General features: G+C 64.7%; 13 protein-coding genes. 5 read left to right on the top strand and 8 right to left on the bottom strand.

Translation table 11 applies throughout. The features are described from left to right. Positions 1 to 4 precede the first annotated feature (4 nt). Positions 5 to 508 carry a hypothetical protein gene (locus HAP54_RS17855; protein WP_166302253.1) on the top strand — a complete coding sequence of 168 codons (504 nt, stop codon included), beginning with the start codon at positions 5 to 7 and terminating at the stop codon, positions 506 to 508. Positions 509 to 558: 50 nt separating this feature from the next. Beyond that, a complete protein-coding gene (locus tag HAP54_RS17850) occupies positions 559 to 1,122 on the top strand; it encodes a hypothetical protein (protein WP_166302251.1) in 564 nt (187 codons plus the stop codon). A 42-nt stretch (positions 1,123 to 1,164) separates the two neighbouring features. Here the strand turns inward: HAP54_RS17850 and rnhA are convergent, their stop codons facing one another. The 3 genes from rnhA to ispH are packed head-to-tail and all read right to left on the bottom strand — an operon-like array spanning position 1,165 to position 3,574. Continuing rightward, positions 1,165 to 1,626, bottom strand: a complete 462-nt coding sequence (rnhA, locus tag HAP54_RS17845; protein ID WP_166302248.1) for a ribonuclease HI — start codon at positions 1,624 to 1,626, stop codon at positions 1,165 to 1,167. Beyond that, positions 1,614 to 2,594: a homoserine kinase gene (locus HAP54_RS17840; RefSeq protein ID WP_166302245.1), complete on the bottom strand. Its 981-nt coding sequence runs from the start codon at positions 2,592 to 2,594 to the stop codon at positions 1,614 to 1,616. The genes rnhA and HAP54_RS17840 overlap by 13 nt, the downstream gene beginning before the upstream one ends. Positions 2,595 to 2,599: 5 nt before the next feature. Beyond that, complete coding sequence (ispH, locus tag HAP54_RS17835; protein ID WP_166302242.1) at positions 2,600 to 3,574, bottom strand: 4-hydroxy-3-methylbut-2-enyl diphosphate reductase; 975 nt, start codon at positions 3,572 to 3,574, stop codon at positions 2,600 to 2,602. A gap of 229 nt (positions 3,575 to 3,803) precedes the next feature. Between ispH and HAP54_RS17830 the strand changes: the two genes are divergently transcribed. Further along, positions 3,804 to 4,502, top strand: coding sequence for a DUF1013 domain-containing protein (locus tag HAP54_RS17830; protein WP_166302239.1), 699 nt, complete (start codon positions 3,804 to 3,806; stop codon positions 4,500 to 4,502). Positions 4,503 to 4,717: 215 nt separating this feature from the next. Here the strand turns inward: HAP54_RS17830 and HAP54_RS17825 are convergent, their stop codons facing one another. The 4 genes from HAP54_RS17825 to HAP54_RS17810 all read right to left on the bottom strand — a co-directional run bounded on the left by HAP54_RS17825 (position 4,718) and on the right by HAP54_RS17810 (position 9,349). After that, on the bottom strand, positions 4,718 to 5,794 hold the full coding sequence (locus tag HAP54_RS17825) for an acyltransferase family protein (RefSeq protein WP_166302236.1): 1,077 nt from the start codon (positions 5,792 to 5,794) through the stop codon (positions 4,718 to 4,720). A gap of 81 nt (positions 5,795 to 5,875) precedes the next feature. Continuing rightward, complete coding sequence (locus HAP54_RS17820) at positions 5,876 to 6,148, bottom strand: hypothetical protein (protein ID WP_166302233.1); 273 nt, start codon at positions 6,146 to 6,148, stop codon at positions 5,876 to 5,878. 406 nt (positions 6,149 to 6,554) lie between these two features. Continuing rightward, complete coding sequence (locus tag HAP54_RS17815; protein ID WP_166302230.1) at positions 6,555 to 8,465, bottom strand: propionyl-CoA synthetase; 1,911 nt, start codon at positions 8,463 to 8,465, stop codon at positions 6,555 to 6,557. Between the two features lie 101 nt (positions 8,466 to 8,566). Continuing rightward, complete coding sequence (locus tag HAP54_RS17810; RefSeq protein ID WP_166302227.1) at positions 8,567 to 9,349, bottom strand: hypothetical protein; 783 nt, start codon at positions 9,347 to 9,349, stop codon at positions 8,567 to 8,569. A gap of 134 nt (positions 9,350 to 9,483) precedes the next feature. On the opposite strand from HAP54_RS17810, the gene HAP54_RS17805 reads away from it, so the two are divergent. Together HAP54_RS17805 and HAP54_RS17800 are read left to right on the top strand one after the other, a co-directional pair. After that, positions 9,484 to 11,028 carry a cation:proton antiporter gene (locus tag HAP54_RS17805; protein ID WP_166302224.1) on the top strand — a complete coding sequence of 515 codons (1,545 nt, stop codon included), beginning with the start codon at positions 9,484 to 9,486 and terminating at the stop codon, positions 11,026 to 11,028. A 75-nt stretch (positions 11,029 to 11,103) separates the two neighbouring features. Next, entirely contained in the window at positions 11,104 to 11,874 is a 771-nt protein-coding gene (locus tag HAP54_RS17800) for a hypothetical protein (protein ID WP_166302221.1), read from the top strand. 20 nt (positions 11,875 to 11,894) lie between these two features. On the opposite strand, the gene HAP54_RS17795 is transcribed toward HAP54_RS17800, so the two are convergent. After that, positions 11,895 to 12,701 (bottom strand): SDR family NAD(P)-dependent oxidoreductase, encoded by an 807-nt coding sequence (locus HAP54_RS17795; protein ID WP_166302218.1) that lies wholly within the window; start codon positions 12,699 to 12,701, stop codon positions 11,895 to 11,897. Between the last annotated feature and the right edge of the window lie 40 nt (positions 12,702 to 12,741).

Genomic DNA, 12,741 nt, shown 5'->3' with positions numbered 1-12,741 from the left:
CCCCTTGAGTCCGAAAGCCATAGACCACGATCGGTTGACCCAAGTCATGAGCCGCCTCGGCGATGCCGTGGTGGATCCATTGCTGTGGCCAGAGCTGATGGAAAGCATCTGCGCGGCGGTTGGCGCATCAGCTGCTCTGCTGCTGCAAAGCGACGTTCGGACACCGGACGTGCCGCGAACGAAATCCATCGACGAAGGCACCCGGTTCTACTTTGCAAATGATTGGCAGACAAAAGACCCACGTGCAATCGGGTTTCCGCGCATGATGGCCGGAGAGGTCGTCACGGATCATGACCTGCTGACACCCGAGCAGATCCGGGCTGATCCGATGTACAATGAAGTCCTGTTTCCGTTGAAGTCCTGTTTCCGTTCGGCTTCAAATGGTTTGCCGGCATCGGTTTTTGGGCCGACTCCGCCGCCTGGGCACTCACGCTTCAGCGCACCCAAAACGAGGAGCCGTTTGACGCGGCGGACAAGCGGGCGCTTGCCCGTCTTGCGCCAAGATTGACCGAGACCGCGACACTGGCGACGGCAGTCGGCCGAGTTGCCCTCTCGTCGATGACCAGCGTGCTGGAGAAGGTTCAGCGGCCTGCTCTCGTCCTCAATCGGCAGGGCCTTGTCCTGAGCTGCAATGCGGCGGCCGATGCCGGATTCGATCAGGACATCCTGGTCCGGAACAGGCGGCTTGCTCTCCGCGACAAGGAGGCGATGGCGAAATATCACCGTCTTGTCGATTTGATCCGGTCGTCGCCCGACGGCGTTGCGCTGCCGACGGAGCCGATCGTGGTCCGCCGCGCCGCAAAGCCTCCCGCCTTGATCCGCGTGCTGCCGGTCGAAGGTGCGGCAAGCAGCGTCTTCCTGGGCGCTCGCGCGATGCTGGTCTTCTCCAACCTGTCGCCACCCCCGCCGCTGGATGCGAAGCTCATCGCGCAGGCATTCGATCTGACACCGGCAGAGGCCAGGTTGACGGCGTTGCTAACCGGTGGCCTGCCGATTCACGCCGCCGCGGAGAAACTGGAAATCTCTCTGGCAACGGCGCGCAACCATTTGAAGTCGGTGTTCTTCAAGACCGGTACCCATCGCCAGTCCGAGCTGATCAGATTGGTTACGATGTTGGGGTAGTTCGAAGATGGCGGGGTTTGACCATCTTCCACGTCACGCGCCCTAGCCCTTCAGCCGCGCCATCGCCACGCCCTCGCGCGCCAGTTCGTCGGCGCGTTCGTTCTCAGCGTGGCCGGCATGGCCCTTGATCCAGTGCCAGCGCACCTCATGCGGCTTCAGCGCGGCGTCGAGGCGCTGCCACAGTTCGACGTTCTTGACCGGCTTCTTGTCCGCGGTGCGCCAGCCGTTGCGCTTCCAGCCGTGGATCCAGCCGGTGATGCCCTGGCGGACATACTGACTGTCGGTGGTGAGGTCGACCGCGCAGGGCTTCTTCAGGGCTTCCAGCGCCGAGATCGCCGCCATCAGCTCCATGCGGTTGTTGGTGGTGTGCGGCTCGCCGCCCTTCAATTCCTTCTCGACGTCGCCGAATCTGAGGATCGCGCCCCAGCCGCCCGGTCCGGGATTTCCGGAGCAGGCACCATCGGTGAACACGATCACATGCGGCTTGTCGCTCACGCCGCGCATCCCGCCGGCGTGATGCCGTAGTCGTTGATGGCAGCGACGTTCTGCTGGAAGCGCAGCTTGCGGACGTATTCGAGCGGGTCCTTCGGCTGCACCAGCGCGCCCTCGGGGACGTTGAGGAAATCGACCAGGCGCGTCAGCAGGAAGCGCATCGATGCGCCGCGCGCGAGCAGCGGCAGCGCGGCCTCCTCGGCCGCCGACAATGGCCGCCCCCTGCCATAGGCATTGAGCAGCGCGCGCGCCTTGGTGACGTTGAAGGAAAGATCCGGCTCGAAGCACCAGGCGTTGAGGCAGATCGCGACGTCGTAGGCCAGGATGTCGTTGCAGGCGAACGGGAAGTCGATCAGGCCGGAGAGTTTGTCGCCGAGGAAGAAGACGTTGTCGGGAAACAGGTCGGCATGGACGACGCCGACGGGAAGATCCGCCGGCCACGCGGCTTCGAGATGATCGAGTTCGCGCGCGATGAAGTCGTGCAAGCCTGGCTGCACGCTGTCGGCCCGCGCGGCGGCGAGATCGAACAGCGGCCGCCAGCCGGAGACCGACAGCGGGTTGTTGCGGACCAGCGGAAAGTCGCGGCCGGCGAGATGCATTTTGGCCAGCGCCTCGCCGACGCCTCCGCAATGCGCCACGTTCGGCCGCCGCGGCCACACGCCTTCGAGGAAGTTGATGATCGCCGCGGGCCGGCCGGCGAGCCGGCTGTAGACCTCGCCCTTGAGGTTGCGCGCAGGCTGCGGGCACGACACGCCGCGCTCGGCGAGATGCGCCATCAGCGACAGGAAATACGGCAGGTCGTCCTCCGCCACGCGCTTCTCATAGAGCGTGAGGATGTAGGCGCCCTGGCTGGTGTGCAGCAGGAAGTTCGAATTCTCGACGCCCTCGGCGATGCCCTTGTAGGAGAGCAATTCGCCGATGTCGTAACTCTTGAGGAATTCCGCGAGGTCTTCGGCGGCAACGTCGGTGTAGACCGCCATATGGTCTATTCCGCCGCGGCAGCGTCGGGCCGTAGCGAACGCGGCAGCGGGAAGAACTCGTTCTCTTCCGCGGCCGAGACCGTCTCCACGTGCAGTTGGTAGCGCTCGGCGAAGGCGCCCATGATCTCCTCGACGATCACCTCCGGCGCCGATGCGCCCGCAGTGATGCCGAGGCTCGTGATGCCTTCGAACCTGCTCCAGTCGAGATCGCTGGCCCGCTGGGCAAGAACCGCAATCGGGCAGCCCTCGCGCTCGGCGACTTCGCGCAGGCGCTGCGAGTTCGACGAGTTCGGCGCGCCGACCACGATCAGGGCATCGACCACCGGCGCCACCTTCTTGACCGCGAGCTGGCGGTTGGTGGTGGCGTAGCAGATGTCTTCCTTGTGCGGACCGTTGACGTTCGGGAAGCGCTGCTTGAGCAGCGCCACGATCTCCGCGGTGTCGTCGATCGACAGCGTGGTCTGGGTCACAAAGGCGAGGTTGTTGGGGTGCTTCGGGACGAAGGTCTTTGCATCCTCGGCGGTCTCGATCAGGGTCACAGCGCCCACCGGAAGCTGGCCCAGCGTGCCGACCACCTCGGGGTGATGGGAATGCCCGATCAGCAGGATCTCGCGGCCGCGCTTGAAATGGATCGCCGCCTCGCGGTGGACCTTGGTCACCAGCGGGCAGGTCGCGTCCAGCGAGAAGAAATTGCGGGCCTTGGCCTCGGCCGGAACCGATTTCGGAACACCGTGGGCCGAAAACACCACCGGCGCGTTGGTATCGTCGGGGATTTCGGCCAATTCCTCGACGAAAATGGCGCCTTTGGTCTTCAGGCTGTCCACCACATACTTGTTATGGACGATCTCGTGCCGGACGTAGACCGGGGCGCCATAAATGGTAAGGGCACGCTCGACCGTGTCGATGGCGCGGACCACCCCTGCGCAAAAGCCGCGGGGGGAACAAAGCACGATTCTAAGGTCGGGTTTTTTCGCTGACATCGGGCTGTCTCGGGGCAATCTCGGGACCGAATCACCCCTCGCCGGCGGGCGGGGAACGGCCAGTTAGGATAAGGACTTGGGACTGCTTTCGGGCGCTGTCAAGGCGATTTTGCTGGCCCATTGCGCCATTCCCCCCTGAGGGCTTATATAGGCGCCATAATTCCCGTCATCACCGATGACTACCAGCTTCGCCTCGACAGAGGTGGGCGAAGCACAAAGGAGATTTGCCATGAGCAACGCACCGCTGATGCCGAAGGCGACTGCCGTGTGGTTGGTCGACAATACCGCCCTCACGTTCGATCAGGTGGCCGATTTCACCAAAATGCACCCCCTGGAGGTCCGCGCCATCGCCGACGGCGACGCCGCCCAGGGCATCAAGGGCATGGACCCGATTTCCAATGGCCAGCTGACCCGCGAGGAGATCGAGCGGGGCGAGAGGGACCAGAACTACCGTCTCAAGCTGCAGGAGAGCAAGGTGGTGCTGCCTTCCGCCGCCAAGAAGAAGGGCCCGCGCTACACCCCGGTGTCGCGCCGCCATGAGCGGCCGAGCGCGATCCTCTGGCTGGTGCGCAACCACCCCGAGCTGAAGGACGCCCAGATCATGCGCTTGGTCGGCACCACCAAGACCACGATCGCGAGCGTGCGCGACCGCACCCACTGGAATGCCTCGACCCTGACCCCGATGGATCCGGTGACGCTCGGCCTGTGCTCGCAGATCGAGCTCGATTTCGAGGTGCAGCGCGCCGCCAAGGAGAAGCCGACCACCACCGTCTATGGCGGCGCCACGCTGCTGCCGGCCTCCGAGACCACGCGCAAGGACGAACTGGACGATCAGCCGATCGAGAAGCACGACGACCTCAACGTCGATGCCGTGTTCGCCAAGCTGAAAACGATCGGCGGCAAGAAGGCCGACGAAGACGAGCAGTAAGCGCCTCGCGCGACCACCGGACGACGACACGCGGCGGGGCAACTCGCCGCGTTTTTTGTTTGCGAGCACGAGTTGCCCTGATCCGGCACGCGGCGCCGCTATAGCGTTTTCGAGCGAAGTGGACGCCGGTTCGCGTAAAGAAAGCGCGTCCAAACAACAAGCTAGAGCTTCGGTTCTGATTCAATCAGAACCGAAAATGCTCTCACCGGCTTCGCTCACCCGAACGAGAAGCGCCGGTGGGCAAAGTCGAGCAGCGGACGTTCGAAATATCGATAGCTCAGCGCACACAGCCCGAACGTCAGGGCAAGCGCGGCGAAGGTCAGCAGGATGCCGGCGAGGCTCGTGACTGTTCTTGGTTGATGGAGCACGGCGAACAGCAGGTACACGACGACGTGGTGGGTGAGGTACGCCGCGTAGGACGTTCTGGCAAAGAAGTTCGCGACCGAGCTGCGCAGGATCGCGAGTTTTGCAGAGCCGCGATTTTCCAGAACGACGAACAGCAGAGAACCGAAGAAGATCTCGACCTGCGTGTGCGAGAACGCCACCGACCAGCGCTTCCACCCGAACAGCCACAGCAGGGGAAGCGAAATGCTCGACCATTTGAGGATCGCGGCGACGCGTCCGGATATCTCGGCATCCGGCTTGCGATAGAGACGCCACCAGGCGATCAGCGCGCCGATCGCAAGCGAATCGATCCTGAATTGCGGGAGCACGTACCAGCCATAGGCATCCGGCAGCGTGCTGTCGATCAGGCGCCCGATCGGGCAGATCAGGATCGGGACGAGCAAGATCGCGAACAGCCGCTCGGACGGGATATTCCGGACCAGCAACGGAAACAGCAGATAAAACTGCTCCTCGATCGCGAGCGACCAGGTTACGGCCAGCCAGTAGGCGCCATCGGTCTGGGCCATGGCCATTCCGAAATTCTGCAAGCCGAACAGATACAGCCAGCCAGGCACGCCCCTGGTGTCAAACAAATGAGGGCTTAGCGAAAAATACCAGCCGATCGCTGCGCTGCCGCACATCAAATAGTAGAGCGGCCAGATGCGGAACGCGCGCCTGCCGTAGAAGGCCGAGTAGTATTGTTTGGCCGCGCGGTGCCGCAGCAGAATATCCGTGATGAGATAGCCGGACAGAATGAAGAAGAGATCGACGCCGAAGCGGCCGACATGCAGCAGTTTCCACGGCGAGCCTTGCGGACCGTCCGGCGTCCCGAAATAGTGCCAGATGACGACGGTCAGCAGCGCGATCGCGCGCAGCCCGTCGAGCTCTCCGATCCTGTCACGTTCCAACGCGAGCTCGCCTTCCACACGCACAAGATCAGGTCTCGTCCAGTCCGCGCATACCCCGCCGGCCGGGCCGTCATCACGCGCCTAGTGCCGGTCCGGATTGTTCATCATGTATTCGCCGAGGTCGCGCTGCCGCCGATCAGTGCGGGCTTCGGCGTTCTGGCGCTGCACGTCGCGGTCCTTGCGGCAGGCGACATATTCTGGCGAACCGACCGCAACCTTGCCGCTGGCCTGGCAGTACTGGTCGTCGTCGCCCATGCTCTCCGCGATTGGCGATCGCCCGCGTTCGAGGCAGCCTGCCAGCAGCGGCAGTGCGAGCAGCAATGCAATGGGCGCGCGTGCGGAAATGGATCGCATCCGTGGGTCCGTATCTCGTGGGGTATGGCGTTGGAAAACCGGGATGACCCGGCAATCCATCAAAATCAAGGCCGTTTTGCTTCTGGGTGCGTTTCGAGAGTGGGCGAGCGAGTTGGACGATCGCGCAAGCATCGATCATCGCGCCCGGGGCCACCCCTCTCTCCAACCCTCCCCCGCAAGGGGGGAGGGAGCCTGACCAGCGTGCTCACCTTACATGATGCAGCAACTGCATGCCGTTCAGTTCGTCTTACGTGAGGAGGCCACCGGCGGAAGGGTTCCCTCCCCCTTGCGGGGGAGGGTTAGGGAGAGGGGTTCACACGGACACTCTCTCAGAAGCGACGCAGCAATCCATCGATCCGGCAGGCAGTGACAATGGATTGCTTCGTCGCTTCTCGCACCGAAGGAGCTACGCTTTCCCCTTCAGCGCCTCGCCGATTTCGTCGAGCACCTTGGGGTCCTCGATCGTCGCCGGCATGGTCCAGGGCTCGCCGTCCGCGATCTTCTTGATGGTGCCGCGCAGGATCTTGCCGGAGCGGGTTTTCGGCAGCCGCGCCACTGTAATCGCAAGCTTGAACGCGGCAACCGGCCCGAGCTTCTCGCGCACCAACGCGACGACTTCCTTCTCGACCTCGGCGGGCTGCTTGGTCACGCCGGCCTTCAACACCAGGAAGCCACAGGGCACCTCGCCCTTGATCGCATCCTTGACGCCGAGTACGGCGCATTCGGCGACATCGGGATGCGAGGCCAGGATCTCCTCCATGCCGCCGGTGGATAGCCGGTGGCCGGCGACATTGATGATGTCGTCGGTGCGGCCCATCACCCAGACATAGCCGTCCGCATCCTTGTAGCCGGCATCCGAGGTCTTGTAGTAGCCGGGAAATTCGGTGAGGTAGGCGTCCCTGAAGCGATCGTCCTGCTGCCACAGCGTCGGCAGGCAGGCCGGCGGCATCGGCAGCTTGATCACGATCGAGCCCATCGTGCCCGCCGCCACCGGCTTCGCCGCCTCGTCGACGATGTCGACCTGATAGCCCGGCATCGGCACCGTTGGCGAGCCATGCTTGACCGGCAGCATGCCGAGCCCGACCGGATTGCCCGCGATGCACCAGCCGGTCTCGGTCTGCCACCAGTGATCGATCACAGGCACCTTGAGCTGCTGCTCCGCCCACGCCACGGTCGGCGGATCGGCGCGCTCGCCGGCGAGGAACAGGGTGCGGAAGCTCGAGAGGTCGTAGCTCTTGAGCAGCCTGCCCTCGGGGTCCTCCTTCTTGATCGCGCGGAACGCGGTCGGCGCGGTGAAGAAGGCGACCGCCTTGTGCTCGCTGATCACGCGCCAGAACGCGCCGGCGTCCGGCGTGCCGACCGGCTTGCCCTCATACATGATCGAGGTCGCGCCATGGATCAGCGGGCCGTAGACGATGTAGGAGTGGCCGACCACCCAGCCGATGTCGGAGCCGCACCACCAGATCTCGCCGGGCTTGACACCGTAGAGATTGTACATCGACCATTTCAGCGCAACGAGATGCCCGCCATTGTCGCGCACCACGCCCTTCGGAATTCCGGTCGTGCCCGAGGTGTAGAGGATGTAGAGCGGATCGGTGGCCAGCACCGGCACGCAGGGCGCGGCCTTGCCGGCATCGAACGCGGCGCGGCGCAGCGTCGCCCAGTCGTGGTCGCGGCCCGCGGTGAGCTCACAAGCCTGCTGCGGCCGCTGCAGGATGATGCAGGTCTCGGGCTTGGCGCCGGCGAGCCGGATCGCCTCGTCGAGCAGCGGCTTGTACTGCACGATGCGGCCGGGCTCGAGCCCGCAGCTCGCCGAGAAGATCAGCTTCGGCTTGGCGTCGTCGATCCGGGTCGCCAGCTCCTTGGCCGCGAAGCCGCCGAACACCACGCTGTGCACCGCGCCGATCCGCGCGCAAGCCAGCATCGCGACGACCGCCTCCGGCACCATCGGCATATAGAGAATGACGCGATCGCCCTTGCTCACGCCGAAATCCTGCATGATCGCGGCGAGCGTCTGCACTTCCTCGAGCAGCTTGGAATAGGTGAATTTGGTGATCGTGTTGGTGAGCGGAGAATCGTGGATCAGCGCGACCTGGCCGGCGCGGCCGCCGGCGACGTGGCGATCCAGCGCGTTGTAGCAGGTGTTGACCACGGCGCCGGTGAACCAGCGGCCATAGGCGCCCATAGAGGGATCGAAGATCTTCTTCGCCGGCTCGATCCAGTCGATCTCGCGCGCCGCTTCCGCCCAAAAGCCCTCGGGGTCCCGAAGCGAGCGGGCATGCACCTCATGATACCGGCTCATCTGCTGGCTGTTCATCGCGTTTCTCCCTCGCGCGGTCGCGCGTCATTTGCCGACCATTGTCACGGGAAGCGGCCGGGTTTCAAGCCGAAATGACCGCGACCTTCGGCCGGGTCCGGCTAGTAGCCGTCGACCCCGTTGATCCGCTGCAGCCGCTCGCGCATCGCCTTTTGCAAATCATAGCCCGGCTGGCCGAATTCCGCGTTGCGGCGGGCGATGAACTGATCCTGCACACGCTGCAGCTCGCGCGCCTGCCGCGGGTCTTTCGACTCGTGTACCGCGCGAAAGCTCGACGCGCCGATCTCGCGATCGAGATCGGCGAGCGCGGGATCGGCGCAGATCGCCTTCTCCACCGCGCGGCGTGCCGTGCGGCAATCGAAGCTCGGCTTGCCGGCAACCGCCATCATGGCGCCGATCCGCTCCAGCTCCAGCGACAGCGATTTGTAGTTGGCCTTGGCGGCGGCGTGATCGGGGTCGAGCTTGACGGCGGCGCCAAAATCCATGATCGCCTTCGGCCGGTCGCCCTTGCGGCGCCACAGCTCGCCGCGCGCATTATGGGCGTCGGCAAGCGAGGGATCGAGCCTGAGCACGCTGTCGTAATCGGCGATCGCGCGATCGATCATCTGCTTGCGGTCATAGGCGCTCGCGCGCGCCACAAGCGCCTTGACGCGATCGGGCTTCGCCGCCTTCTCATTGTCGATCAGCGCGCCGCAGACATCGATGGTCTTGTCGTCATCCGCCGCCGCAACCGCCGCGATGCAGGGGCCGGCATCGACCTGCACATCCTTGCCGGGCTCGCTGCTCGTGGCACACGCAACGCCTGCTGTCAGCGCGCCTGCCAGGCAAATGCACAGCAGCGCCAAAGCCAGATTCAAGACCAGATTTGCAGAATTGCGTCGCATCCCAATCGCCGACAAGACATCCCTCTCCCGCACCCAACCACCGGTCCCCGATTTCCGGCAGCGCGCCATTTGCCGCAAAACCACACGCTGGATTATACGTCAATTGCGACGATCGGCTGCACTGGGGGTTCGCCTTGCTCACGTTCGAATGGATCATCGGCCTGTTGCTCGCGGCCGTTGCGTTGTCGGCACTGGCACGCAAGATCAAGGTGCCCTACCCGACCTTCCTGGCGGTCGGCGGCGTGCTGCTGGCTTTCGTGCCGTCCGGCCCGTCCTGGGCGCTGGAACCGAAACTGGCGCTGGCCCTGTTCGTCGCGCCGGTGCTGCTCGATGCCGCGTTCGACACCTCGCTGCGCGATCTCCGCAACAACTGGCTGCCGGTCTCGACGCTGGTGCTGGTCGCGGTCGGCATCACGACGGTGGCGGTCGCGGTGGTGGCGCGCTGGCTGCTTCCCGACATGCCCTGGCCGGTCGCGATCGCGCTCGGCGCCATCGTCGCCCCGCCCGACGCGGCCGCGGCCACTGCGATCCTGCGCCAGGTCAAATTGCCCTACCGGATCCAGAAGATCCTCGAGGGCGAGAGCCTGCTCAATGACGCCAGCTCGCTGCTGATCTATCGCGTCGCCGTCGGCCTGATCGCGGCCGAACACATGAAGGTGCGCGAATTCGTGCCGTCGCTTGCGGTCGCGCTGGTCGGCAGCCTCGCCGCAGGCTATCTGTTCGCGCAGGTCTGGATGATGATCACCCGCCGCATCACCGAGGCGCCGAGCGCGATCATCACCCAGTTCGGCGGCACCTTCATGGTGTGGATCATCGCCGAACATATCGGGCTGTCGGGCATCCTCACCATCATCGCCTATGCGATCACGATCGCCCGCACCGCTCCGGCCCGCACATCGGCGCGGCTGCGCGTGTCGTCCTATACGGTGTGGGAAACCGTGATCTTCGTCCTCAACGTGCTCGCCTTCATGCTGATCGGCATGCAGCTGCGTCCGATCTGGTCGGAGCTCGACGACGAGGTGCGGTGGAAATATTGCGGCTTTGCCGCTGCGATCCTCGCGGTCGTGGTCGTGGTCCGCATCGCCTGGGTGATGTCCTATGGCGCCTTCCTGCGTGCCCTGAAGGCGCGCAGCCTGCTTCCGCGCTACGTGGTGGCGGCGGTGCCGTCGCTGCGGCGTAGTATCGTCGTGTCCTGGTGCGGCATGCGCGGCATCGTCACACTGGCGGCCGCGTTTGCGCTGCCGGAGTATTTTCCGTATCGCGACCTGATCCTGCTGACGGCGTTTGCCGTGGTGCTGGGCTCGCTGGTGATCCAGGGCCTGACGCTGCGGCCGCTGATCCTGGCGATGAAATTCGATGACGACGATCCGATCGCGCGCGAGGCCGCGCACGCCCGCGGCGTCGCCTTTCGCGCGGCGCTGGACGAAATCGATGCGGACCCCTCCGAGGAGGCCGAGATCCTCCGACTCGAATACCGCGCGGTGCTGCTGCGCGCCGAGACCGAGCCGGACGGCGGCATCGCCTCGGGCGAGCTGCCGGCCGATCCGCTGCGCCGGCGCGCAATCGCAGCAGCGCGTCAGGCCTTGCTCAATTTGCGCCACACCGAGGCGATCGGTGACGACGCCTTCCATCTGGTCGAAGAAGAGCTCGACCGCGCCGAACTCAGCGCTGAAGCGTGACGGCCCGCCGTCTTCACAAGATCGTTCGCAGCCGAGCCCGGTTGAACCATCGCCGGATTTGTCAGACCCAACATCATGACAATCCTCATCGATCGCAATTCACAACGCGCCTCGGCGAAGATCGAAGCGCAGTTCTTCTATTTCTATATGGCGTTGTCGTGCATGGCGGTCGCCCTGCTCGGCTTTGCCCCGACCTACTGGGTGCCGATGGCGCGGGGCTCGCTGGCAGCGCCCCCTGTCGTGCATTTGCATGGTCTGCTGTTCTTCGCCTGGACACTCTATTTCGTATTCCAGAGCTGGCTTGCGGCTTCGGGGCGGATCGTGCGGCATCGCCGGGTCGGCATGATCGGCGTGTCGCTTGCGACCGCCATGACGATGCTGGGCCTGATGGCCTCGATCAGCGTCATGAAACGGTCGGCCGCGATCGGGCAGATCAACGAAGGCATCGCCTTTTCGATCGTTCCGTTCAGCGGCATCGTGTTCTTTGCCGTCGTCTTCGCGCTCGCGATCATTTATGTCCGCGACCGCGAAGCGCACAAGCGGCTGATGCTGCTCGCAGCCATTTCGATCCTCGACGCGGCGGTTGCACGCTGGTTCCTGACCTTCCTCGCACCAGCAGGCCCGCCGGGGCCACCGCCGGTCCCGGTCACGATCGCACCGGCATTCGTCGCCTATCTGCTGCTGGTCGTCGCGATCGTGTTCGACTGGCGCACCCGCGGCCGTCCGCACCCGGTCTACATCTATGGCGGATTGGCGCTGGTCGCGGTGAAGCTGTTGAACTGGCCGATCAGCACCTCGGCCGCCTGGCATTCATTCGCCGGCGGCATCCTGGCGCTGGCGCAGTAACCTCCTTCACGCACCCGACTTCACGCGCCCGACTTGGAGGTGATGCCGCCGTCGACCACGAGCTCGATGCCGGCGACATATTTCGATTCGTCCGACGCCAGGAACAGCGCGGCATTGGCGACGTCCCAGGCGTCGCCCATGTGCCCCATCGGCACCTGTGCGTCGCGGGCGCGCCACATCGCCTCGACATCGCCCTTGGCGTAGCTCTGCGCCAGCCCCGCCGAATGCGCGACCATCGGCGTCTTCATCAGCCCGGGCAGGATCGCGTTGACGCGGACATGCTTGGAGGCGAACTCGACTGCGGTCGAGCGCGTCATCTGGTTCATCGCGGCCTTGCTCGCGTTGTAGCTGACATAGGAAATGCCGACATGGCGGATCGAGGCGATCGACGAGATGTTTATGATCGAGCCGCCACCCTGCTTGATCATGACGGGAATGACGTGCTTCATCGACAGATAGGCGCTCTTCAGGTTGACCGCGAACACGCGGTCCCAATCGGCCTCCGCCACCTCGACCACGCTGCCGACCTCGGCGATGCCGACATTGTTGTCGAGCACGTCGATGCGGCCATAGGCCTTCAGGCAGGCCGCGACCATCACTTCGACCTCGGCAGCGCGCGACACGTCGGCGGTGAATGCGACAGCCTTGCCGCCCTCCTCCGTGATGATCTTGACCCTCTCCTCGGCCGCGGCGCCGTTGCGATCGACGCAGAACACGCTCGCGCCCTCGCGCGCAAAGGTCACGGCGGTCGCCTTGCCATTGCCCCAGCCGGGCCCGATCGAGCCCGCGCCAACCACCATCGCAACCTTGCCCTTGAGCAAATCCATCGTTTGTTCTCCGTTGTTGTTCTTGTCGCCCGAATAAGGC

Source organism: Bradyrhizobium sp. 2S1, assembly GCF_011516625.5.
GTDB lineage: Bacteria > Pseudomonadota > Alphaproteobacteria > Rhizobiales > Xanthobacteraceae > Bradyrhizobium > Bradyrhizobium septentrionale.
This window is presented reverse-complemented; position numbering and strand designations above follow the sequence as displayed.

What these genes read in the sequence shown, in the direction of transcription:
- HAP54_RS17850 (WP_166302251.1), top strand. Translation starts at nt 559, where the DNA reads ATGACCAGCGTGCTGGAGAAGGTTCAGCGGCCTGCTCTCGTCCTCAAT.
- rnhA (WP_166302248.1), bottom strand. Translation starts at nt 1,626, where the DNA reads ATGCGCGGCGTGAGCGACAAGCCGCATGTGATCGTGTTCACCGATGGT.
- HAP54_RS17840 (WP_166302245.1), bottom strand. Translation starts at nt 2,594, where the DNA reads ATGGCGGTCTACACCGACGTTGCCGCCGAAGACCTCGCGGAATTCCTC.
- ispH (WP_166302242.1), bottom strand. Translation starts at nt 3,574, where the DNA reads ATGTCAGCGAAAAAACCCGACCTTAGAATCGTGCTTTGTTCCCCCCGC.
- HAP54_RS17830 (WP_166302239.1), top strand. Translation starts at nt 3,804, where the DNA reads ATGAGCAACGCACCGCTGATGCCGAAGGCGACTGCCGTGTGGTTGGTC.
- HAP54_RS17820 (WP_166302233.1), bottom strand. Translation starts at nt 6,148, where the DNA reads ATGCGATCCATTTCCGCACGCGCGCCCATTGCATTGCTGCTCGCACTG.
- HAP54_RS17815 (WP_166302230.1), bottom strand. Translation starts at nt 8,465, where the DNA reads ATGAACAGCCAGCAGATGAGCCGGTATCATGAGGTGCATGCCCGCTCG.
- HAP54_RS17810 (WP_166302227.1), bottom strand. Translation starts at nt 9,349, where the DNA reads ATGCGACGCAATTCTGCAAATCTGGTCTTGAATCTGGCTTTGGCGCTG.
- HAP54_RS17800 (WP_166302221.1), top strand. Translation starts at nt 11,104, where the DNA reads ATGACAATCCTCATCGATCGCAATTCACAACGCGCCTCGGCGAAGATC.
- HAP54_RS17795 (WP_166302218.1), bottom strand. Translation starts at nt 12,701, where the DNA reads ATGGATTTGCTCAAGGGCAAGGTTGCGATGGTGGTTGGCGCGGGCTCG.